Consider the following 19,880-nt stretch of genomic DNA (forward strand, 5'->3'; position numbering starts at 1 on the left):
TACCAGGTTTGCGTTGTTTCAGGATTGATACCTACAACCGATCCAGGGCCTCGCCGCTGCGCTTGAACCAACCGATCAGGTAGTCGGCCAATACCTGGGTACGCCGCGGCAAACCGCCCTGGTAAGGGTGCACCAGGTACAACGGCATATCGCGGGTGCGGTAGTCCCGCAGCAACCAGCGCAGGCGGCCGTCCGCCAGCTCCGCGGGGAGGACATAGGACGGCAGGCGGGCGATGCCGGCGCCCACCAGTGCGGCCTTTTTCAACAGGCTGTAGTGATTGCTGGCAAAGGGGCCGGCGACCCGTACCCGCAGCAATTCATGTTCACGGTGGTACTGCCACTCCTCGCGGCCGCTGTAGTGGCTGTTGAGCAGGCAACGGTGGCTGGCCAATTCCTGGGGTGTGCGCGGCTCGCCGTGGCGCTCCAGATAGGCGGGGCTGGCGCAGGTCAGTTCGGTCATGACCAGCAACGGCCGGGCCACCAGGCGCTCGTCGCTGCCGACCTCGGTACGGATCGCCAGATCGAAGCCTTCACGGGCCAGGTCGCGGAAACCGTTATTCAGGTCCAGTTCGATCTGGACGTCGGGATAGTCCCGGGAAAACTCCAGCAACAGTCCGTCGAAGAAGGTCTCCCCGAGGGACACCGGGACCGTCATGCGGACGGGACCGGCGATATCGTCCTTGAGCCGGGCCAGGGCCTGGTGCGCCCGCTCCACTTGCATCACCAGCGCCTGGGCCTGGGGCAGCAAGGCCGCACCAGCGGCGGTCAGGCTCAGGCGTCGCGTGGTGCGGTGCAGCAGCACCACGGAGAATTGCGCCTCCAGTTGGCTGATGCGCTTGGACAACTGCCCCTTGCTGCAACCCAGTTGCTGGGCAGCCAGGGTAAAGCTGCCCGCCTCGACCAGCACGGCAAACGCCGCCAGATCATCCATTTCACTCACGGATTGTTTCCAAAAGAAAACCAAAGGTTGCCTATTAGCACGCTTATCTGCGGAAAAATCCACTCTAGACTAAAAGCTCAACCACTCACTGGAGGAACCGCAGGATGAAAATTCTTTTGATTGGCGCCCAGGGCACCATCGGCTCGGCCATCGAAAAAGAGCTGGCCCCTCGTCACGAGATCATCAGGATCGGCCGCACCAGCGGTGACCTGCACGTGGATATCAGCGACAGCGCATCGATTCGCAGACTGTTCGAGCAGACCGGCAAGTTCGATGCCCTGGTCTGCGCCGCCGGCAACGTGAATTTCGTCCCGCTGGCCGACATGAGCGAAAAGGACTTTGCCCTTGGCCTGCAGGACAAACTGATGGGCCAGGTCAACCTGGTACTGATCGGGCGCGAATACGCCAATGACGGCGCGTCGTTCACCCTCACCAGCGGCATCCTCAACCGCGATCCGATCCGCACCGGGGCCTCTGCCAGCCTGGTCAACGGCGCCATCGACGGCTTCGTCAAGGCCGCCGCCATCGAGCTGCCACGCGGCCTGCGCGTCAACTCGGTCAGCCCGAACGTGCTGGTGGAGGCCATGGGCAGCTACGCCCCCTATTTCCGCGGCTTCAAACCGGTGCCGGCGGCGGACGTGGCCCTCGCCTATGCCAAGAGCGTGGAAGGCCTGCAGACTGGCCAGACCTATCACGTCGGCTGAGAGGAAACACATCCAGTGGGAGCCGGCTTGCTGGCGATCGCAGTCATGCCGCCACCAGAAGATCTCACTGAATGGCCGCCTGCGGCGGATCGCCAGCAAGCCGGCTCCTACAGAGGGCGCGTCATCGTCTGCCGGACTTGTGATGCTCGCCCAGCCTGAGTAACGTGGCGGCACTTGCCAGGAGACCCCACGATGCATGCCGCCCGTTCCCTCATGTTCCTTGCCCTGCTGCCCCTGTTCGCCGGGTGCCAGATGCTCGCCCCGCAACCGTCGAACTCCACCGCCGGCCTGAGCCGCATGCAAGGCGAGCTCAGCAACGTCGACGGCAAGCTGGTGTTCCAGCCGTGCCAGGAACAACGTCGCTTTGTCATCAACGACAGCGGCAACACCAGCATCGCCCAGGAGGCCGCCAGCCTGGCGAGCAAGCCCGGCAAACTGTTCGCCGACCTGCGCGGCAGCTTTTCCGCGAGCAAGGCCGACGGCTCCGACGGCCAGATGAACCTGCAACAGATCTATCGCCTGGAGCGCGGCACCGGCACCTGCGGCGATCCCGACTTCAAGCGCCAGACCGTGATCGCCAGCGGCCATGGTCCGGACTGGTCGTTCAAGGCCAGCGGCAGCGGCCTGGTCCTCGAACGCGACAAGCAACCGGCCATCGTCCTGCCCTACCTGGAAGAACAGCTGGGTGACGGCCGTTTCAGCCTGAGCACCGAAGGCAACAACCAGCGTATCGAGCTGTGGGTCGCGCCCCAGCGCTGCGTCGACAGCGTCACCGGCAGCGTCCAGAGCCTGAGCGCCGAGTTGCGGGTCAATGGCCAGGTCCAGCGTGGTTGCGGCGTTTTCGGCGGCGCACGTAACGACTGATTCGACGAGCTGCCATTCAAGCCTCACGGAAAACACCCGTTGGGGCTTATAATCACCGGTTTGTTGTAAAGCCGGCGCGCCCGCGTGGCCCGCACACTGGACCCTGTCATGTTACGAATCACCGAACTCAAGCTGCCGATCGACCATCCCGATGAAGACCTGCGGCCCGCCATCGTGCAGCGCCTGGGCATCGCCAGCGATGACCTGCTCGATTTCACCCTGTTCAAGCGCAGCTACGATGCCCGCAAGAAGTCGTCCGAGCTGTGCTTCATCTACACCATCGACCTCTCGGCCCGGGGCGAAGAAGCCCTGCTGAAGAAGTTCGCCGACGACCGCAACGTCAACCCGGCACCGGATGTCAGCTACCACGTGGTCGGCCAGGCGCCGGCCGACCTCGGCACCCGCCCGATCGTCGTCGGCTTCGGTCCCTGCGGGATCTTCGCCGGCCTGCTGCTGGCACAGATGGGCTTCAAGCCGATCATCCTCGAACGCGGCAAGGAAGTGCGCCAGCGCACCAAGGACACCTGGGGCCTGTGGCGCAAAAGCGTGCTCAACCCCGAATCCAACGTGCAATTCGGCGAGGGCGGCGCCGGGACCTTCTCCGACGGCAAGCTGTACAGCCAGATCAAGGACCCGAAACACCACGGTCGCAAGGTCCTGCACGAGTTCGTCAAGGCCGGGGCGCCGGAAGAAATCCTCTACGTCAGCAAACCGCATATCGGCACCTTCCGCCTGACCGGCGTGGTCGAGAACATGCGCCAGCAGATCGAGGCCCTGGGCGGCGAAGTGCGCTTCCAGCAACGGGTCACCGACGTGCTGATCGACGACGGCCAGTTGACCGGCGTGGTACTCGACAGCGGCGAACAGCTGGACTCGCGCCATGTGATCCTGGCGCTGGGGCATAGCGCCCGCGACACGTTCCGCATGCTCCACAGCCGTGGCGTGTACATGGAAGCCAAGCCGTTCTCGGTGGGTTTCCGCATCGAACACCCGCAATCGCTGATCGACAGCGCCCGCCTGGGCAAGTACGCCGGGCACCCGAAACTGGGCGCCGCCGACTACAAACTGGTGCACCACGCCAGGAACGGTCGTTCGGTCTACAGCTTCTGCATGTGCCCCGGCGGCACCGTCGTCGCCGCCACCTCGGAGCCGAACCGGGTGGTGACCAACGGCATGAGCCAGTACTCGCGCAATGAGCGCAATGCCAACTCCGGCATCGTCGTCGGCATCACCCCCGAGGTGGATTATCCGGGTGGCCCGCTGGCCGGTATCGAGCTGCAGGAGCGCCTGGAGTCCCATGCCTTCGTGCTCGGCGGCAGCAACTACGAGGCGCCGGCGCAGCTGGTCGGCGACTTCATCGCCGGCAAACCCTCCACCGCGCTGGGCAGCGTCGAGCCGTCCTACAAGCCCGGGGTGGCCCTGGGCGACCTGGCGCTGGCCTTGCCGGACTTCGCCATCGAAGCCATCCGCGAGGCCCTGCCGGCCTTCGAACGCCAGATCAAGGGCTACTCGCTGCACGATGCGGTCCTGACCGGCATCGAAACCCGCACCTCGTCACCGTTGCGCATCACCCGCAACGAGTCGATGCAGAGCCTGAACGTCAAGGGCCTGTTCCCGGCCGGCGAAGGTGCCGGTTATGCCGGCGGGATCCTCTCGGCTGGCGTCGACGGCATTCGCATCGCCGAAGCCGTGGCCCGGGATATCCTGAGGATCGAGGCCTGAGGCCGGCCGTCATGAGCTATAGCGTCTCGCCCATCGGTTTCGTCCGCTCCTGCTTCAAGGAGAAGTTCGCCATCCCGCGCCAGCCACAACTGGCGCCGGCGGCACGGGGCGTACTGGAACTGGTGGCACCGTTCGACCAGGGCGATGCGGTCCAGGGACTGGAACAGGTCAGCCATGTCTGGCTGCTGTTCCTGTTCCACCAGGCCCTGGAGGACAAGCCACGGCTCAAGGTCCGCCCGCCGCGCCTGGGGGGCAACAAATCCATCGGGGTCTTCGCCACCCGCGCGACCCACAGGCCGAACGGCATCGGCCAGTCCGTGGTCAGGCTGGACAAGGTCGAAGGCCATCGGTTGTGGATCTCGGGCATCGATCTGCTGGATGGCACGCCGATTCTCGATATCAAGCCCTATGTGCCCTACGCCGACCATGTTGCCGGTGCCGTCAACGACATCGCCAGCGCAGCGCCAGGGCTGATTCCCGTGCAGTGGACGGATACGGCCCTGCAACAGGCCCAGGGCCACGCCCTGCGCCTGGAAGAGCCCCTGGTCGCGTTGATCGAGCAATGCCTGGCACAGGACCCGCGCCCGGCCTACCAGACCCCGACGCCCGAACGCGAGTACGGCGCCCGGTTCTGGGACCTGGATGTGCGCTGGCATTACCCGCAAGCGGGCGTGATCCGTGTCCTGGAAGTGGTTCCCGCCCGCTAGGAGCGCCATAAACGAAAAAGCCCGCGTTGCCTGGGAAGGCAACGCGGGCTTTTTTCTGTGGGAGCCGGCTCGCCGGCGAAGAGGCCCTTCCGGGCGCTCAAGGCTTCGCCGGCGAGCTGCGCTCCCACACCACCAGGCCAGGGCCTATTTTTCGACGAAGGCGCGCTCGATCAGGTAGTCACCCGGTTCGCGCATGCGCGGCGAAACCTTCAGGCCGAAGCTGTTGAGCACTTCGCTGGTCTCGTCGAGCATGCTCGGGCTGCCGCACAGCATGGCGCGGTCGTCCTGCGGGTTGATCGGCGGCAGGCCGATATCGCTGAACAGCTTGCCGCTGCGCATCAGGTCGGTCAGGCGCCCCTCGTTCTCGAACGGCTCGCGGGTCACGGTCGGATAGTAGATCAGCTTGTCACGCAGGGCCTCGCCGAAGAACTCGTTCTGCGGCAGGTGCTCGGTGATGAATTCGCGGTAGGCGACTTCGTTGACGTAACGCACGCCGTGGCACAGGATCACTTTTTCGAAACGCTCGTAGGTTTCCGGATCCTGGATCACGCTCATGAACGGCGCCAGGCCGGTACCGGTGCTCAGCAGGTACAGGTGCTTGCCCGGCTTGAGGTCGTCGAGCACCAGGGTCCCCGTGGGTTTCTTGCTGATGATGATCTCGTCGCCTTCCTTCAGGTGCTGCAACTGGGAGGTCAACGGACCGTCCGGCACCTTGATGCTGAAGAATTCGAGATGCTCTTCCCAGTTCGGACTGGCTATCGAGTAAGCACGCATCAGCGGCCGGCCGTTAGGCTGTTGCAGGCCGATCATCACGAACTGACCGTTTTCGAAGCGCAGGCCCGGGTCGCGGGTGCACTTGAAGCTGAACAGGGTGTCGTTCCAGTGGTGAACACTGAGGACACGCTCGTGATTCATGTTGCTCATTGGGGTGGGGCTCCTGGAAATTGGGTCTGCGCTGTCAATGGGCAGCTATCAAGACGCGCGATTGCATAGCATTCTAATGCCGGCGACAATATCTGTTAAATTAATTATCAAGATAAGGGTTATCGGTTATATAGATATGCGATTTACTCTCCGTCAACTTCAGGTATTCGTCACGGTCGCCCAGCAGGAAAGCGTGTCACGCGCCGCCGGGCTGCTGGCCCTTTCCCAATCCGCCGCGAGTACCTCGATCACCGAGCTCGAACGGCAATCGAGCTGCCAGTTGTTCGACCGCGCCGGCAAGCGCCTGAGCCTCAACGCCCTGGGCAAACAGTTGCTGCCACAAGCGGTGGCGTTGCTGGACCAGGCCAAGGAAATCGAAGACCTGCTCAATGGCAAGTCCGGTTTCGGCTCACTGGCGGTGGGCGCCACCCTGACCATCGGCAATTACCTGGCGACCCTGCTGATCGGCAGCTTCATGCAGCTGCACCCGGAGAGCCAGGTGAAGCTGCATGTGCAGAACACGGCGAACATTGTGCAACAGGTCGCCCACTACGAAATTGACCTGGGTCTGATCGAAGGCGATTGCAGCCACCCGGATATCGAAGTGCAGACCTGGGTCGAAGACGAACTGGTGGTGTTCTGCGCGCCCCAGCATCCACTGGCAAAACGCGGCCACGCGAGCATGGAAGAGCTGACCCGGGAAGCCTGGATCCTGCGCGAACAGGGTTCGGGGACCCGCCTGACCTTCGACCAGGCCATGCGTCATCACCGCAGCGCGCTGAATATCCGCCTGGAACTGGAGCACACCGAAGCCATCAAGCGCGCGGTGGAGTCGGGGTTGGGCATCGGCTGCATCTCGCGCCTGGCCCTGCGCGATGCGTTCCGCCGAGGCAGCCTGGTGGCGGTGGAAACCCCGGAACTGGACCTGGCACGGCAGTTCTACTTTATCTGGCACAAGCAGAAGTACCAGACCTCGGCCATGCGCGAATTCCTCGACCTGTGCCGCAACCTCACCGCCGGCGTGCAGCGCAGCGATGAGATCGTGTTGCCGACGATCGCCTAGAGAAGGATCACGGCCCAGACCAGGGCAATCATGCTCAGGGCAACGAACTGGGCGGCACTGCCCATGTCCTTGGCATTTTTCGACAACGGATGCCGGTCGAGGGAGATCCGGTCGATGGCCGCTTCCACCGCCGAGTTGAGCAACTCGACGATCAGCGCCAACAGGCACACGGCGATCAACAGCGCGCGCTCGACCCGACTGACGTTGAGGAAGAACGCCACGGGGATCAACACCACGTTCAACAGCACCAGTTGCCGGAACGCCGCCTCGCCGGTGAACGCCGCGCGCAGGCCGTCGAGGGAGTATCCCGACGCGTTGAGGATACGTTTAAAACCGGTTTGACCTTTAAAAGGCGAGGACATAAGTAGGCAACTGAATAAAAAGGTGTAGGAAAGCTAGTTCAACAAAAGTCAAAAAAGCGTGAATAGCCGCTGTCTTACTGGCTCGAAATTGACTCAAGTTGTTGCAGGAGCAAGGCAGCCTGGGTACGGGTCCGCACGCCCAGCTTGCGGAAGATCGCCGTCACGTGAGCCTTGATGGTCGCCTCGGATACACTCAACTCGTAGGCAATCTGTTTATTCAGCAGCCCTTCGCAAACCATGGTCAACACCCGGAACTGCTGGGGTGTCAGGCTGGCCAGGCCGGCGCTGGCGGCCTTGGCCTCATCGGAGACGCTGACGGCTTCGAAGGCCTGTGGCGGCCACCAGACATCGCCGTCGAGCACCGTGCGCACGGCCTTCTGGATCACTTCCAGGGAGCTTGATTTGGGAATAAAGCCACTGGCGCCGAACTCGCGGGAACGCACCACCACCGAAGCTTCTTCCTGGGCCGAGACCATGACCACCGGAATCTGCGGGTACTGCCCGCGCAACAACACCAATCCGGAGAAACCGTAGGCACCGGGCATGTTCAGGTCCAGCAGGACCAGGTCCCAATCGGCTTTTTCGGTCAGGCGGGTTTCCAGTTCGGCAATGCTCGCCACTTCCACCAGCCGCACGTCGGGGCCGAGCCCGAGGGTCAACGCCTGGTGCAATGCACTGCGAAACAGAGGATGGTCGTCGGCGATCAGGATTTCGTATGTGGTCATTTTTCCAATGATCCTGTTTTTAGGCGAGCGTCGATCGGTTCGCGGCTCGCCGAAGCATCTCGAAGCGACAGCCTGTGAAGGCTGTGCGCCAAAGGGTACGTTCCACGCCAGAAGCCCGGAAAACCAGCGCTTGCACACTCTAGCGCACCCGAATCGGCGCCAAGCATGACCAGCGAAGCCGGGGTGGTCAAGTTCGATGCTTTACGGCACAGTCGTCGGCCTATCAACAAGAGTGCCATCATGCGAAGCCAAGCCCTGCGTGCCGATATCCTGATGCTGCTGACCGCCGTGATCTGGGGGAGCGGCTTTGTCGCACAAACCGCCGGCATGAATCATGTGGGCCCCTTCCTCTATTCCGGCCTGCGTTTCGCCCTGGGATCACTTTGCCTGTTGCCACTGGTACTGCGCGGCAACGCCCGGCAGATCCGGCCAGAACCCTTTCTGACCCGCGGCCTGTTGCTCGGCGGCGTGCTGATGGGGCTGGCCCTGGCGCTGGGTATCAACCTGCAACAGGTGGGCCTGCTGTTCACCACGGTTACCAACGCCGGCTTTATCACCGGCCTCTATGTGATTGTAGTGCCGTTGCTGGGACTCTTCATCGGCCACAAGACCGGCCTGGGCACCTGGCTGGGCGCCCTGCTCGCCGTTGTCGGCATGTTCCTGCTGAGTGTCGGCGATCAATTCCACGTATCGCCCGGGGACTGGCTGCAACTGATCGGCGCATTCGTCTGGGGCGGGCATGTGATCCTGGTGGGGGTATTCGCCAAGCGCCACGATGTGATTCGCCTGGCCTTCCTGCAATTCACCACCTGCGCCCTGGTCAGCCTGCTGCTGGCCCTGTGTCTGGAACCCATCCAGTGGTCGGCCATCGTTGCCGCCGGTCCGGCGATTGTCTACGGCGGCATCGTGGCCGTCGGTATCGGCTACACCCTGCAGGTGATCGCCCAGAAGGACGCAATTGCCTCCCATGCGGCGATCATCTTCTCACTGGAAGCGGTGTTTGCCGCCATCGCCGGCGCCCTGCTGCTCGACGAATCCCTGCATCTGCGCGGCTATCTGGGCTGCGCGCTGATGCTCGCCGGCATGCTGGTCGCCCAGCTCTGGCCGAAAACAAGCGCTACGGCGCCTGGAGAAAAGGCCTGAGCTGACAGTGGGCCTCGTCGTCGAGATCCAGCGGCAACTGGAACTTGGCGCCCAGATAGTGAGTGGTGAAGACTTCCAGCAGGGCGCTCACCGCTTCACCGGCGCGAGTGTCGCCCGCCAGTTCCAGGCACAAGGCGCCGACCTCCGCCGTACAGAAATGATCATCACGCTTGGAGCGGCGCAACTTGTAGCGCGACAACTGCTCCGACTCCAGGCTCAGCACCGGGAAGCCCTCCAGATAGGGGCTCTTGCGAAACATCTTGCGCGCTTCCGTCCAAGTCGCATCCAGCAGAATGAACAAAGGGCGCTTGCCCGACATCGGCTGCACCTCGGTGACCACCCGCTCCGGTGCCACGAACTCTCCCGGGAAGACGATAAACGGCTGCCATTGCGGATCGGCCAGCAGCGCCAGCAGTTGTGGGTCGACCTCGGTACGCGACCAGCTGAAGGCCGTGGTGTCGGCGATCACATCGGCGATCAGCCAACCGGTATTGCTCGGTTTCATCGGTTCGACATCGTGCATCAGCAGGCAGATCGCCGAGCGCGCCGCGACACGAGGACGCCAGTCGCACAGGCAATACTGCGGAATGACCCGGCAGCCCTCGCAACGCTCGGCCCTTGAGCCCCGGGCGGTGAACGGCGCTTTCGCACGGGCCAGGCGCTGGGCGCGCAGGCGGGAAACAGCGTGGCTCATAAGCTGCGACGCCGGCAAAAAGAAGGGTTGAACACGAACAATACGACTCACGACGATAAAAAGTGCGCGAAGTCTAACAGAGGCAACCGCAGCGTTTGCCCAGCGGACTGTCGAGATTTCCTTCAGCACCGGCCTAGTAGGGCCTACAACCGCCCTCTATACTTCGCCACCACTGAACGCACAGCCCGGTAACGGGTCGAAGCACCAGTTACCGAATCAGGAGAGTTTCATGCTGCGCCTTACCGTACCGTCCATCGCCCTTTTGCTGGCGTTGCCCTTCAGTGCCCAGGCGGCCTCGCTGAAGGATTTCGAACTGAACAAAATGCTGAAGGACGTCGCGCAGAAGAGCAACGAAACCCTGCCTCGCGAACTCAACGATAACATCCTGGAAGTCGCCTATACGGTGGAAGGCAACCAGTTGATCGACCACCTCAGCGTGCAGCCCGACTATGCCGAAGGCATGCGGGCCAACCCCAAGGCGGTCTACCTGCAACTGGGCGCCAGCGTCTGCCGCAACGCCAACTATCGCAAGCTGATGGCCCAGGGCGCGGTGATGCGCTACGAGTTCACCGAGAACAAGAGCAACCGCCCCGTCGCTTCCGCCCACTTCGTGGAAAGCGATTGCCCGAAAGCAACACCGCCAAAGAAAAAATGATCACTGCCGCGCCTGGCGCCGTTGCTCATCATCGGCGCGCAGTTCCGCGACCAGCGCTTGCATGTAACGCGAGCGCCGCTCCCCACCCTCCAGTCGCCGGCGACATTCGTCCTCCAGAGTGAGATGGTTGGCCCGCGCGGCCATCTGCAACAAGTGGTAGAGCTCGCTATCGACTTCCAACGTCATCCTCGCCATCACCCGCCTCCCTGCCGTCCCGGTGTCGATCCCACTACCAGAAAACGCCGGCCTGGACCCGTCACGCCCGTGAAGCGCTTCTGGCCGGTTTGTGTTTAAGTAAATCAGAGCCGGAAGGCGCGGGCACAGCTTCTGACGAGCGGTGCAAGTCGGCCGCGACGATGCAACAAGCTGTTGCCAGACAAGACTTTATAGGCCCATGATCAATTCGCCAGTTGTCATGCAAAGCCATCAAGCTGGCTATACAGCGACACATGCAGTGTCGCGGCGCCGGTGAATATTTCGACCGCGCCAGAAGTTCTGTATATGAAGGAGAAGCTGAATGCCTTACGAACCGGATGACTTCCTGTCCCGTCATTTCCAGAGCAATGGTGTCGACCTGACCAGCAAGGTCGAAGAACAACTCAAGCGGGTTGCCCCCGACAGCCCGAACCTCCCGCTTTATCGCGACATGATGCTGACCGTCCTGCGCATGGCCCAGGATGACCGCAATCGCTGGAACGCCAAGATCGTCCTGCAGGCCCTGCGCGAACTGGAACATGCTTTCCGGGTGCTGGATCAGTTCAAGGGCCGCCGCAAGGTCACTGTGTTCGGCTCTGCCCGCACACCCATCGAACACCCGCTGTATGCCCAGGCCAAGGAACTGGGAGCCGCTCTCGCCCACTCCGACCTGATGGTCATTACCGGTGCCGGCGGTGGCATCATGGCCGCCGCCCATGCCGGCGCCGGGCTGGAACACAGCCTGGGGTTCAATATCACCCTGCCCTTCGAGCAGCATGCCAATCCGACGGTCGACGGCACCGTCAACCTGCTGTCCTTCCACTTCTTCTTCACCCGCAAGCTGTTCTTCGTCAAGGAAGCCGACGCGCTGGTGCTGTGCCCGGGTGGTTTCGGCACCCTCGATGAAGCGCTGGAAGTACTGACCCTGATCCAGACCGGTAAAAGCCCACTGGTGCCGGTGGTGTTGCTGGATACGCCGGGCGGCAGCTTCTGGCAAGGCGCCATCGACTTCATCCGCACGCAACTGGAAGCCAATCACTACATCCTGCCGAAGGACCTGAAGCTGGCCCGACTGGTGTACAGCGCCGATGAAGCGGTAGCGGAAATCAACCAGTTCTACAGCAATTTCCATTCAAGTCGCTGGCTGAAGAACCAGTTCGTGATCCGCATGAACCATCCGCTCAACGAGCAGGCGCTGGCGCAATTGGACGAACAGTTCACCGACCTGTGCGTCAGTGGCGGTTTTCATCAGCATGCCTACAGCGGCCAGGAGCACGACGAGCCGCAATTCAGCCACCTGTCGCGGCTGGCGTTTCACTTTACCGCGCGGGATCAGGGACGCTTGCGCGAACTGGTGGACTTCATCAACCTGCCGGAGAACTGGGGCAAGGCCTGGCTCCCCGAGCAACAGCGAGCCAGGGAGCCGATCAAGGCAACCTGATCAGTCGTCCATGCCTCGGCCGCTGAACAGGCGGCCGATCATTTCCATGGAATACCCCCGATAACTCAGGAAGCGCCCTTGCCGAGCACGTTCACGGGCGTCCACCGGCAGTTGTCCGGCAAACTTGCGCCTCCAGGTGTCTTCCAACTGCGCCTGCCAGTCCAGACCGCTTTCACGCAGGGCCTGTTCGATATCGGCACGCTGAAGACCACGCTGGCTCAGTTCCTCGCGAATACGCAGAGGCCCATAGCCGGAACGGGCACGGTAGGAAACGAAGCTTTCGAGGTAACGAGATTCGGACAGCAGCCCCTCTTCCGTCAGGCGGTCGAGTTCGGTGTCGATCATTTCGGGAGAAGCGCCGCGCTGACGCAATTTGCGCGTCAGCTCGACTCGACCATGCTCGCGTCGCGCGAGCAGGTCCATGGCAGTGCGCCGTACGGCGACCGGGGTATCCAGTACGGCGGTCATCGCTTCACTCAGAGGTCAGCGTCGGCCAGGTCGTCTTCGGTTTCGACGACAGCAGCACCGGAGTTGGCCTTGGTATCAACACCTGGAGTCAGCAACTTGTCACGCAGTTGCTTCTCGAGGGTAGCGGCGATTTCCGGGTTGTCCGCCAGGAACTTGGCCGAGTTGGCCTTGCCCTGACCGATCTTGCTGCCGTTGTAGCTGTACCAGGCACCGGACTTCTCGACAAAGCCGTGCAGCACGCCCAGGTCGATCATCTCGCCATTGAGGTAGATGCCCTTGCCGTAAAGGATCTGGAACTCGGCCTGACGGAACGGCGAAGCCACCTTGTTCTTGACGACCTTGACGCGGGTTTCGCTGCCCACCACTTCGTCGCCTTCCTTCACCGCGCCGGTACGACGGATGTCCAGGCGAACCGAAGCGTAGAACTTCAGCGCGTTACCACCGGTGGTGGTTTCCGGGCTGCCGAACATCACGCCGATCTTCATGCGGATCTGGTTGATGAAGATCACCAGGCAGTTGGCGTTCTTGATGTTACCGGTGATCTTGCGCAGTGCCTGGGACATCAGGCGGGCTTGCAGGCCGACGTGCATGTCGCCCATTTCACCTTCGATTTCCGCTTTTGGCACCAGGGCGGCCACGGAGTCGACGATGATCACGTCAACCGCGTTGGAGCGCACCAGCATGTCGGTGATTTCCAGGGCCTGCTCGCCGGTGTCCGGCTGGGAAACCAGCAGATCGTCGACATTGACGCCCAGCTTGCCGGCGTATTCCGGGTCCAGGGCGTGTTCGGCGTCGACGAAGGCACAGGTCGCACCGGCTTTCTGCGCCTGGGCGATGACGGAAAGCGTCAGGGTGGTCTTACCCGAGGATTCCGGACCGTAGATTTCCACGATACGGCCCTTTGGCAGGCCGCCGATGCCGAGGGCGATGTCCAGGCCCAGGGAACCGGTGGAGATCGAAGGGATCGCCTGACGGTCATGATCGCCCATACGCATCACGGCACCCTTGCCGAATTGACGTTCGATCTGACCCAAGGCCGCAGCCAAGGCTTTCTTCTTGTTGTCGTCCATTAAAGTCCTCACGTAATCAATAAGGCCTGACGGCCAACACCTGTATAAGTAGCCAGTATTATTCCACAGCGTTGGCGGATCGCCTACCCCTGATTTGCGATTTCTGCTTCCGCCCGTCGCAACAGCCCTTCCAGCGCGGCCTGCACCGTCTGTCGGCGGACCGCGTCGCGGTCGCCGGGGAACTGCCGGCGCTCGGTATCGACCTGGTCGCCCACACCCCAGGCGAGCCACACGGTGCCCACCGGTTTTTCCGGCGAGCCGCCGTCCGGCCCGGCCACGCCGCTGACCGCCACGGCAAACCGCGCGTCACTATGGGCCTGGGCGCCACGGACCATGGCTTCGACCACTTCCCGGCTGACGGCGCCGACCTGGCCGAACAAGGCCTCGGGGACCTGCAACTGCAAGGTCTTCTGCCGATTGGAATAGGTCACGTAGCCCGCCTCGAACCAGGCCGAACTGCCGGGAATCCGCGTGATGGCCTCGGCTATGCCGCCGCCGGTGCAGGACTCGGCGGTAGTGACCTGGGCCTTGAGGTTTTGCAAGCGCTTGCCGAGTTCGGCGGCAAGCCGGGTGATGTCGTCCACGTTGCTCTCTCCTTTTCACGGCGTGGGAGCCGGCTTGCCAGCGAAGTTTCAGACGGCCTTGAGGGCCCTTTCGTGGGCAAGCCCACTCCCACAGATTCGACCGGGTCATTGTGGGAGCTGGCTTGCCAGCGATAGCGAGGGTGAATTCACCGCCGTCATCGCCAGTCAGCCGGCTCCCGCAGGTTTCGAACACCTGGGCCGCCTGGGCAAAGTGAATACCCTACAGGAGCGCATCGGACTTTCAAGCCGCGACTTGCGTCCGGATGTCAGCGCGACACCGCTCCGGCATACGCCTGACAGGCCTGCAAGGCAATCAGGGCGCGGTCGCCGTCGTCGGTGATGGCGATAATTCGTTGAGCATGCGCCGGGTCAAGTCGGGCGCGTGGGGCTGCATGAACCACGCCGCCGGTGGCGGTGGTGGCTGGCACTGCACGGCCACTGGCGGGATCGCCGCTGTCGAGGAGGACTGACAGCCGCAGATCAGCAGTGGCAATCCGATCACGCAGGCGAGCCTGATCCTGTTGTACATCGCTCAGTTCCTTCGAATGAGTCTGGTCGCTGGCCTGGAGTCGTTGCTCCAGGGCCAGGCGCTTGTCCTGCTCGGCACGCTGTTGCGTCGCCGCGGCCAGGGAAATCTGCTTGAGCGTATCGGCCTGCAGCCTGGCTTGATGCTCCAGTTGCAGGCCATAACGCCAGTCCTGAACCCGCCAGGCCAGTGCCGCCGAACCACCGGCCAGAATGGCCAGCAGCACGACGACAGCGAACAGGCGGTAAGGCGCCGGGGTCAGGTCGAGGAGGCGCATAGCACCGCCCTCGCCCGTGCCCAGAGTTGCAATCGATCCTCGAGGCCGTTGAGGCCGCCGTTGATCTTGCGGGTGATGCTGTTGAACTGGTCGGCATCGGCCAACGCGTTCAACCCTTGCTGCTCCCAGAACCAGGCCGCCGACTCGGCGGCCCATTGTGGCTGTTCCAGCAGTTCCGGCTGTTGCAGCAGACGCTCGTCGCCGAACAGCGCGAGGCTGCATTGACGGTAGTTGCTGCGCCCGGTGATCTGGATCAGCCCCCGACCGCGATAGCGCTGGCCATCGCCGTCGGCGTCCGGGGTATTGCCCAGGCGGATCGCCAGGGCACCCGTATCGTACTTGCTCAGGTACCGGTCACTGCCCAGTTCCCGCACATAGCGCAGTTGCGCGGACTCATGGCCCACCTGGGCCAGGAAAGCGGCAATGCGCTTGGGAGTGTTGATCTGATGGCGGGACATGGCGGTGTTGAGAGCAGGCACAAAAACGCCCGCTTGGGGGCGGGCGTTGGGCATGATGCGGAGTAGTTGTTGCTCGGTAATCACCATGAAAGGATATCTATCGTAAAACTTCGGAAACCCCACAAAACATGATTCCCCCCAACAGTGGAAAATCAACTGTTTTGACCAAATACTCTCTTAAAATCTAAAAGCAAGAAAAATCACAACTGCAACCTTAACTCCACTATATTGTCATCTATCACTTTTATAAAAGACTTGTCATCGGTCAGTAGCGTTTCACGCAACCTGCGGGGAGTAACCTGGGACTCCAGCTCTGCTATTTTCCGGATGATTTCAATTTTTGGATCGACGTTTGCTGCCTGAAACGCCGCCAGTTCCCTCTCATCAAGAGCCTCCAGATCAGGGCCAATACAAGCATCCTGAGAACCATCCGCCTCAAAAGCAAAAACCTGATTTGTCCGCCTATCAATATAATATTTCATCTCTACCCCCTACCGAAGCTCAGACCACTGAGAAATTGCATTACCTGTTACAGAGTAAACAGCTCCTGGTGGAACCATAAACGACATAAATGAAGCAGGCCCACCCGAATTTGGATAATAGCTATTAGAACTACCTAACGAAATACCGCCCACTACCGCAGTCAAAGCGCTAAACTGGGTCGTGTTGGAAACAGCAACCATGATAGGTCGACCAGTTGTGTTTGTATAATTCACACCAGAGGCGCGACTCGGCAAAACATTTCGCCACGTCTGAGAGTAAGACAGTGCATTAACTGCCATCCCTCCTATGCCTTGGGTAATCGCTGGCGCACTGAGCCAAGTACCCGCCGTGGCTTGCGTAACATCAACAAAACCAACGACACGAAAGGGGACGCCGGTTCTGGAAGTCGCCGAGTAAACGACACTGGAGGATGTCGCCGTCGCCCCTATCGCTGTGGTATTTATCAGAGTGGTCTCATCAAGGTTATTGCTACCTGACAGGTTGACAACAGCCAGTTCAACAACCCCTAGATTGTCAATGGCCAACAAAGCCAAGCGACTGGGTTGAGCTGCCACGGTGCCCAGTGTCGCGCCAAAAGGCACAACCAGAGAAATGGTGGAAACTACCGATCTGGAGTTCACTGCCCCGCTTACCAGCAACGGTGATCTGAAGTCCAGGCTGGTTGGGTTGAGCGAGAGCGTCAGAGCATTGGAGCTTACAATAGTCGATACAGGGAAAATCTGTTTTGACGCGACATCGGCGACATTCGCCTGGAAGACACTTGATCCGTTGCAATACAATAACAGCGCAATGTCCGGCGCCACGATAACACCCGCACCCGACTGGGTTCTTACTGTTACGCTGAAAGAGCCAGTCGTGTTGTTTGCCACAATCCAGGACTTACTCGCGGAGGGCACCACAAGGTCAATGTTCGAGGTCAGCACGCCAGTTAACGCAATGATCGGATAACGTCCTTCTACCGCAGTCAACGTGACGGTCGAACCTCCGGAAACATTTTTACTCAGCATCGAGCCCGCCAACAGTTGTGCATACTCTGTCGTGGCCACCGCTGTCGAACTATCACCGAATGCAGCCGTCGCACCGTAGCTGCCGGCAGGCAATTGATCTGCCCCACCACTGCTTTGCAACAGCACCCAGACACCGGTCACGTTCAAAGAGGCATTCCAAACCAGGGTCACACTACCATTGGCGACAATCTCACCACCAGTAAGTGCAGCGTGCTTCTTGCTCCAGATCGGTGTGGGGGGAAAACCATTCGGGCTGAATGTACTCGCCGTGGTATTGGCCGTCTTTGCCTTGAAGCGCAGGACTGTTCCGTCAACCAATTGTTGCAAGTTACGCGCATAGGTCACGGTATATGTATTGGCAACACCTGTATCGATGCCGTACCGACTGGAGTCATCCTGATTGATGATACGAATCGCCTGGAGCAACTGGGTCAGCGTAAACTCATCGGGATTGATACCAGCAGCCTTGATGACACCCAGGATCTCATCTGTGACCCCATTGCCCCACTCTGACGGGATCAATGATCCGGGAGCCCCCGTGACAGGGTTATCATCAACAAACTTTCCATTTATCAGCCCGACCCCGGGTACACTTTTTGGATAATCCATTCTTGTATCCTCTAACCATCATTGATATGCACCCTCCACTTGACTGGCAAAGTGCGTTGTTCCGGGCACTTACACCCTGAAATACTTAAATTGCACGCTCTATCACCCGCAACACTCTTGCCTGATAAAAAGTTCTTCATTCAAAAAACTCAAAAGTGATAGCTCGTTCAACAATCGACTGGATACCCAGCCGTGCTGCAGGTCGAGAAAGAACAGATACGGCCATCGAAACATAGCCATGAAAATACAAGCTATTACCTGCACGAGACTGGGTATACTTTTCTCACGGTAGAAAAATGCCCGCACAAGGCGGGCACGGTCACTCCGTACGAATCACTCCGGCGATACCGGCCAGGCGATATCATCTGGAAACGCAGGCTGCTGCTCGATGCGGTTCAGCGCAATGCGATACTGTTTCCACTTTTTGAGCATTGCCACCTCCTCTACAGTCGCCTCATCCAGATCCACGGCATCTTGCAGTGGCCCCATCCGGTTTGCTGCAATAGACAACAAAGCATCTCTCTTGGCCTTGGACAATGAGATCAGCTCATCCCGGGTAGGGGGAAGCGGAACAGGATCGGGTGGATTGCTCTCCGTGTACCATTCATCTGGCAGGAGATCCTCAGGACCATTTACAGCACGCCAGCCCTGACCATCATTTCTTACTGCATAACCACTCATAATGCATCCTCCCAGCCAGCACAATACACAGTCATGGCTCCGCCTGAAGAACTAACCGAAGTCCAGTAAATTGAAGAGCTTTCCAATTGCATCATCACGCGCCCACCAGTGAGGGCCTGATAAGTTCCTGCCGTAAGGGCCGCAGGTGTATTAATCGAAACGGTCGTCGAGTAGGCGTTGTTTGGAACGATGCTCGCCCAGGCGATTTGTGCTCCGGCTGCTTGCACTTGGAGTCCTACGTCGATTGTCGGTGCTGTTGGTGGCAAATAGTTACCTACCGCAACTGCCGACCATGCTGCGAGATTACCTGTAGCACTTGCCATCACAGGAAGACTGGCAACATTACTACCTGTCGTTACTTTGTACTGAACTCGTCTGCCAACCTGGGTAAAGGAAAGCGGGTATTTGCTGCTGGTAGCATCGGTGCGAATCCAGCCCACCCTGGCTTTGTGGGTGTACCCGCTGGGAAGCGTTGGAGAGGTCGCGCTCAGCGACAGCAACCCCGAAGTGACGGTGCCATTCCAGATCACCCAGAGGCTGTACCAGGTCGATGCGGCCAGGGCACCAGTATCCAGACCATTGACACCCACGACAGCAGCATTGATGTTCAAACTCACGGCATTCAGGTTTCTGAACGAAACCTCGTTGCCCACCACCAACTGATCGGCTGAAACATTCACCAACGAATTGAGCCCGGAAGCCGATGCTGTCAGCCCTTTGTGGGATCCTGTAAACGCAAATTTCTGTGCGCTCTGGACTTGAGCCGCCAAGGCCGCAACATCGATATTCCCCTGGTTGGTCGGCGCGCTCCAGGCCTTGATGCACCACATTACAGACCAGTTGCGTGGCCGTGTTTCACTACCGCCGCTAGCTTCTATGGCGGCAGTGCTGAAGGCACCAAACCCTGAACCACCCGAAATGTTGCTACCCCCGCCTACATTCGCCCCAAAAGTCAGCTTGTGGTTATGAGACTTGAAGTCGTCTGCTTGATAGCTACCAATTGCCCGACCAACATCCACCCCCCGCCCATGATCCCACCCACGCAGAAACTCCCCCCGCGACTCCGGCAACCGGAAGAAGCCCGCGGGCTCGCTCCCCGTGTTGAAGGTCGTCCCCAGGTACGCATACAGCTCAGGATAAGTCGCGGCGCTCTGCACACTGCCGTCCACCTCCAGATACCCTGGCGGCACGGTCCCTTTCGGAAACGGCACCATCACCCCCACCGGCAAGGCAGAAGTGTTTTTCAGCTTTTCCTCGATCTCGGCCTTGGTGTAGGCATCGGTAATCCCGTATGCCGCCAGCGTCGTACGCACCTGCTCCACCGGCAATGAACTCTGGATGATCGTGCGGATCGCCGTCAGCAACTGATCCCGGGCCGTTTCCGAAGGCTGCAGGCCACCGGCCTGGACCACATTAAGCAGTTCCTCGGTGACCGCGTTGCCCCATACCGCCGGAATCAACGATCCCGGCGAACCGTTCACCGGGTTCTCGTCGACGAACTTGCCATTTACCAGCCCAACGCTGGGTACGCTTTTTGGGTAATCCACGCGTCTATCC

The 19,880-nt window shown here is 60.7% G+C and carries 23 protein-coding genes; 8 read left to right on the forward strand and 15 right to left on the reverse strand.

The window, feature by feature from the left end; all coding sequences use genetic code 11:
* Window positions 1–31: 31 nt before the first annotated feature.
* On the reverse strand, window positions 32–940 hold the full coding sequence (locus tag ACL9RJ_RS08185; RefSeq protein ID WP_042936050.1) for a LysR family transcriptional regulator: 909 nt from the start codon (window positions 938–940) through the stop codon (window positions 32–34).
* Between the two features lie 104 nt (window positions 941–1,044).
* Between ACL9RJ_RS08185 and ACL9RJ_RS08190 the strand changes: the two genes are divergently transcribed.
* The 4 genes from ACL9RJ_RS08190 to tsaA all read left to right on the forward strand — a co-directional run bounded on the left by ACL9RJ_RS08190 (window position 1,045) and on the right by tsaA (window position 4,937).
* A complete protein-coding gene (locus ACL9RJ_RS08190; protein ID WP_017127659.1) occupies window positions 1,045–1,644 on the forward strand; it encodes a short chain dehydrogenase in 600 nt (199 codons plus the stop codon).
* 192 nt (window positions 1,645–1,836) lie between these two features.
* Window positions 1,837–2,508: a COG3650 family protein gene (locus tag ACL9RJ_RS08195; RefSeq protein ID WP_422765126.1), complete on the forward strand. Its 672-nt coding sequence runs from the start codon at window positions 1,837–1,839 to the stop codon at window positions 2,506–2,508.
* Between the two features lie 108 nt (window positions 2,509–2,616).
* Window positions 2,617–4,230: an NAD(P)/FAD-dependent oxidoreductase gene (locus tag ACL9RJ_RS08200; RefSeq protein WP_422765127.1), complete on the forward strand. Its 1,614-nt coding sequence runs from the start codon at window positions 2,617–2,619 to the stop codon at window positions 4,228–4,230.
* An 11-nt stretch (window positions 4,231–4,241) separates the two neighbouring features.
* A complete protein-coding gene (tsaA, locus tag ACL9RJ_RS08205) occupies window positions 4,242–4,937 on the forward strand; it encodes a tRNA (N6-threonylcarbamoyladenosine(37)-N6)-methyltransferase TrmO (protein WP_017127656.1) in 696 nt (231 codons plus the stop codon).
* Between the two features lie 144 nt (window positions 4,938–5,081).
* On the opposite strand, the gene fpr is transcribed toward tsaA, so the two are convergent.
* Window positions 5,082–5,861 carry a ferredoxin-NADP reductase gene (gene fpr, locus ACL9RJ_RS08210; RefSeq protein ID WP_003443014.1) on the reverse strand — a complete coding sequence of 260 codons (780 nt, stop codon included), beginning with the start codon at window positions 5,859–5,861 and terminating at the stop codon, window positions 5,082–5,084.
* 136 nt (window positions 5,862–5,997) lie between these two features.
* Here fpr and ACL9RJ_RS08215 point away from each other — a divergent pair, with 136 nt between their 5' ends.
* Window positions 5,998–6,924, forward strand: coding sequence for a LysR family transcriptional regulator (locus ACL9RJ_RS08215; RefSeq protein ID WP_042936047.1), 927 nt, complete (start codon window positions 5,998–6,000; stop codon window positions 6,922–6,924).
* On the opposite strand, the gene ACL9RJ_RS08220 is transcribed toward ACL9RJ_RS08215, so the two are convergent.
* Both ACL9RJ_RS08220 and erdR read right to left on the reverse strand, forming a co-directional pair.
* The gene (locus ACL9RJ_RS08220; protein ID WP_017127654.1) at window positions 6,921–7,286 is read right to left on the reverse strand and encodes a diacylglycerol kinase; all 366 of its coding nucleotides are present in this window, start codon (window positions 7,284–7,286) and stop codon (window positions 6,921–6,923) included. The two genes, ACL9RJ_RS08215 and ACL9RJ_RS08220, sit on opposite strands and share 4 nt — an antisense overlap.
* Before the next feature lie 74 nt (window positions 7,287–7,360).
* Entirely contained in the window at window positions 7,361–8,011 is a 651-nt protein-coding gene (erdR, locus tag ACL9RJ_RS08225; protein ID WP_017127653.1) for a response regulator transcription factor ErdR, read from the reverse strand.
* 240 nt (window positions 8,012–8,251) lie between these two features.
* Here erdR and ACL9RJ_RS08230 point away from each other — a divergent pair, with 240 nt between their 5' ends.
* Window positions 8,252–9,154 carry a DMT family transporter gene (locus tag ACL9RJ_RS08230; protein ID WP_042936234.1) on the forward strand — a complete coding sequence of 301 codons (903 nt, stop codon included), beginning with the start codon at window positions 8,252–8,254 and terminating at the stop codon, window positions 9,152–9,154.
* Here the strand turns inward: ACL9RJ_RS08230 and ACL9RJ_RS08235 are convergent.
* Window positions 9,129–9,848 carry a tRNA-uridine aminocarboxypropyltransferase gene (locus ACL9RJ_RS08235; RefSeq protein ID WP_017127651.1) on the reverse strand — a complete coding sequence of 240 codons (720 nt, stop codon included), beginning with the start codon at window positions 9,846–9,848 and terminating at the stop codon, window positions 9,129–9,131. The two genes, ACL9RJ_RS08230 and ACL9RJ_RS08235, sit on opposite strands and share 26 nt — an antisense overlap.
* Window positions 9,849–10,077: 229 nt before the next feature.
* On the opposite strand from ACL9RJ_RS08235, the gene ACL9RJ_RS08240 reads away from it, so the two are divergent.
* Window positions 10,078–10,503, forward strand: a complete 426-nt coding sequence (locus tag ACL9RJ_RS08240; protein ID WP_017127650.1) for a PA3611 family quorum-sensing-regulated virulence factor — start codon at window positions 10,078–10,080, stop codon at window positions 10,501–10,503.
* On the opposite strand, the gene ACL9RJ_RS08245 is transcribed toward ACL9RJ_RS08240, so the two are convergent.
* Window positions 10,504–10,698, reverse strand: coding sequence for a hypothetical protein (locus ACL9RJ_RS08245; RefSeq protein WP_017127649.1), 195 nt, complete (start codon window positions 10,696–10,698; stop codon window positions 10,504–10,506). It abuts the gene before it with no gap.
* A gap of 322 nt (window positions 10,699–11,020) precedes the next feature.
* Here ACL9RJ_RS08245 and ACL9RJ_RS08250 point away from each other — a divergent pair, with 322 nt between their 5' ends.
* Complete coding sequence (locus ACL9RJ_RS08250; RefSeq protein WP_017127648.1) at window positions 11,021–12,139, forward strand: LOG family protein; 1,119 nt, start codon at window positions 11,021–11,023, stop codon at window positions 12,137–12,139.
* On the opposite strand, the gene recX is transcribed toward ACL9RJ_RS08250, so the two are convergent.
* From recX to ACL9RJ_RS08295, 9 genes are all read right to left on the reverse strand, one after another.
* The gene (gene recX / locus ACL9RJ_RS08255) at window positions 12,140–12,607 is read right to left on the reverse strand and encodes a recombination regulator RecX (protein ID WP_017127647.1); all 468 of its coding nucleotides are present in this window, start codon (window positions 12,605–12,607) and stop codon (window positions 12,140–12,142) included.
* Window positions 12,608–12,615: 8 nt separating this feature from the next.
* The gene (gene recA / locus ACL9RJ_RS08260; protein ID WP_017127646.1) at window positions 12,616–13,677 is read right to left on the reverse strand and encodes a recombinase RecA; all 1,062 of its coding nucleotides are present in this window, start codon (window positions 13,675–13,677) and stop codon (window positions 12,616–12,618) included.
* Between the two features lie 83 nt (window positions 13,678–13,760).
* Complete coding sequence (locus ACL9RJ_RS08265; protein WP_422765128.1) at window positions 13,761–14,261, reverse strand: CinA family protein; 501 nt, start codon at window positions 14,259–14,261, stop codon at window positions 13,761–13,763.
* A gap of 266 nt (window positions 14,262–14,527) precedes the next feature.
* Complete coding sequence (locus ACL9RJ_RS08270) at window positions 14,528–15,064, reverse strand: lysis protein (protein ID WP_422765130.1); 537 nt, start codon at window positions 15,062–15,064, stop codon at window positions 14,528–14,530.
* Window positions 15,046–15,609 carry a glycoside hydrolase family 19 protein gene (locus ACL9RJ_RS08275; RefSeq protein ID WP_017127643.1) on the reverse strand — a complete coding sequence of 188 codons (564 nt, stop codon included), beginning with the start codon at window positions 15,607–15,609 and terminating at the stop codon, window positions 15,046–15,048. Before ACL9RJ_RS08275 ends, ACL9RJ_RS08270 begins: the two co-directional genes overlap by 19 nt.
* Before the next feature lie 113 nt (window positions 15,610–15,722).
* Window positions 15,723–16,004 (reverse strand): hypothetical protein, encoded by a 282-nt coding sequence (locus ACL9RJ_RS08280; protein ID WP_017127642.1) that lies wholly within the window; start codon window positions 16,002–16,004, stop codon window positions 15,723–15,725.
* A gap of 9 nt (window positions 16,005–16,013) precedes the next feature.
* On the reverse strand, window positions 16,014–17,642 hold the full coding sequence (locus ACL9RJ_RS08285) for a hypothetical protein (protein WP_085983795.1): 1,629 nt from the start codon (window positions 17,640–17,642) through the stop codon (window positions 16,014–16,016).
* 333 nt (window positions 17,643–17,975) lie between these two features.
* Entirely contained in the window at window positions 17,976–18,323 is a 348-nt protein-coding gene (locus tag ACL9RJ_RS08290) for a tail fiber assembly protein (RefSeq protein WP_042936045.1), read from the reverse strand.
* On the reverse strand, window positions 18,320–19,870 hold the full coding sequence (locus tag ACL9RJ_RS08295; RefSeq protein WP_103032826.1) for a phage tail protein: 1,551 nt from the start codon (window positions 19,868–19,870) through the stop codon (window positions 18,320–18,322). The genes ACL9RJ_RS08290 and ACL9RJ_RS08295 overlap by 4 nt, the downstream gene beginning before the upstream one ends.
* Between the last annotated feature and the right edge of the window lie 10 nt (window positions 19,871–19,880).

Origin of the sequence: Pseudomonas sp. Mn2068 (genome assembly GCF_049319725.1) — a bacterium.
GTDB lineage: Bacteria > Pseudomonadota > Gammaproteobacteria > Pseudomonadales > Pseudomonadaceae > Aquipseudomonas > Aquipseudomonas gingeri.

Excerpts from the sequence above, each read along its gene's own strand:
- ACL9RJ_RS08275 (WP_017127643.1), bottom strand. The coding sequence starts at position 15,609 with ATGGTGATTACCGAGCAACAACTACTCCGCATCATGCCCAACGCCCGC.
- ACL9RJ_RS08290 (WP_042936045.1), bottom strand. The coding sequence starts at position 18,323 with ATGAGTGGTTATGCAGTAAGAAATGATGGTCAGGGCTGGCGTGCTGTA.
- ACL9RJ_RS08240 (WP_017127650.1), top strand. The coding sequence starts at position 10,078 with ATGCTGCGCCTTACCGTACCGTCCATCGCCCTTTTGCTGGCGTTGCCC.
- fpr (WP_003443014.1), bottom strand. The coding sequence starts at position 5,861 with ATGAGCAACATGAATCACGAGCGTGTCCTCAGTGTTCACCACTGGAAC.
- ACL9RJ_RS08285 (WP_085983795.1), bottom strand. The coding sequence starts at position 17,642 with ATGGATTATCCAAAAAGTGTACCCGGGGTCGGGCTGATAAATGGAAAG.
- ACL9RJ_RS08245 (WP_017127649.1), bottom strand. The coding sequence starts at position 10,698 with ATGGCGAGGATGACGTTGGAAGTCGATAGCGAGCTCTACCACTTGTTG.
- recA (WP_017127646.1), bottom strand. The coding sequence starts at position 13,677 with ATGGACGACAACAAGAAGAAAGCCTTGGCTGCGGCCTTGGGTCAGATC.
- ACL9RJ_RS08215 (WP_042936047.1), top strand. The coding sequence starts at position 5,998 with ATGCGATTTACTCTCCGTCAACTTCAGGTATTCGTCACGGTCGCCCAG.
- ACL9RJ_RS08220 (WP_017127654.1), bottom strand. The coding sequence starts at position 7,286 with ATGTCCTCGCCTTTTAAAGGTCAAACCGGTTTTAAACGTATCCTCAAC.
- ACL9RJ_RS08250 (WP_017127648.1), top strand. The coding sequence starts at position 11,021 with ATGCCTTACGAACCGGATGACTTCCTGTCCCGTCATTTCCAGAGCAAT.
- erdR (WP_017127653.1), bottom strand. The coding sequence starts at position 8,011 with ATGACCACATACGAAATCCTGATCGCCGACGACCATCCTCTGTTTCGC.
- tsaA (WP_017127656.1), top strand. The coding sequence starts at position 4,242 with ATGAGCTATAGCGTCTCGCCCATCGGTTTCGTCCGCTCCTGCTTCAAG.
- ACL9RJ_RS08270 (WP_422765130.1), bottom strand. The coding sequence starts at position 15,064 with ATGCGCCTCCTCGACCTGACCCCGGCGCCTTACCGCCTGTTCGCTGTC.
- ACL9RJ_RS08235 (WP_017127651.1), bottom strand. The coding sequence starts at position 9,848 with ATGAGCCACGCTGTTTCCCGCCTGCGCGCCCAGCGCCTGGCCCGTGCG.
- ACL9RJ_RS08200 (WP_422765127.1), top strand. The coding sequence starts at position 2,617 with ATGTTACGAATCACCGAACTCAAGCTGCCGATCGACCATCCCGATGAA.
- ACL9RJ_RS08190 (WP_017127659.1), top strand. The coding sequence starts at position 1,045 with ATGAAAATTCTTTTGATTGGCGCCCAGGGCACCATCGGCTCGGCCATC.
- recX (WP_017127647.1), bottom strand. The coding sequence starts at position 12,607 with ATGACCGCCGTACTGGATACCCCGGTCGCCGTACGGCGCACTGCCATG.
- ACL9RJ_RS08230 (WP_042936234.1), top strand. The coding sequence starts at position 8,252 with ATGCGAAGCCAAGCCCTGCGTGCCGATATCCTGATGCTGCTGACCGCC.
- ACL9RJ_RS08280 (WP_017127642.1), bottom strand. The coding sequence starts at position 16,004 with ATGAAATATTATATTGATAGGCGGACAAATCAGGTTTTTGCTTTTGAG.
- ACL9RJ_RS08195 (WP_422765126.1), top strand. The coding sequence starts at position 1,837 with ATGCATGCCGCCCGTTCCCTCATGTTCCTTGCCCTGCTGCCCCTGTTC.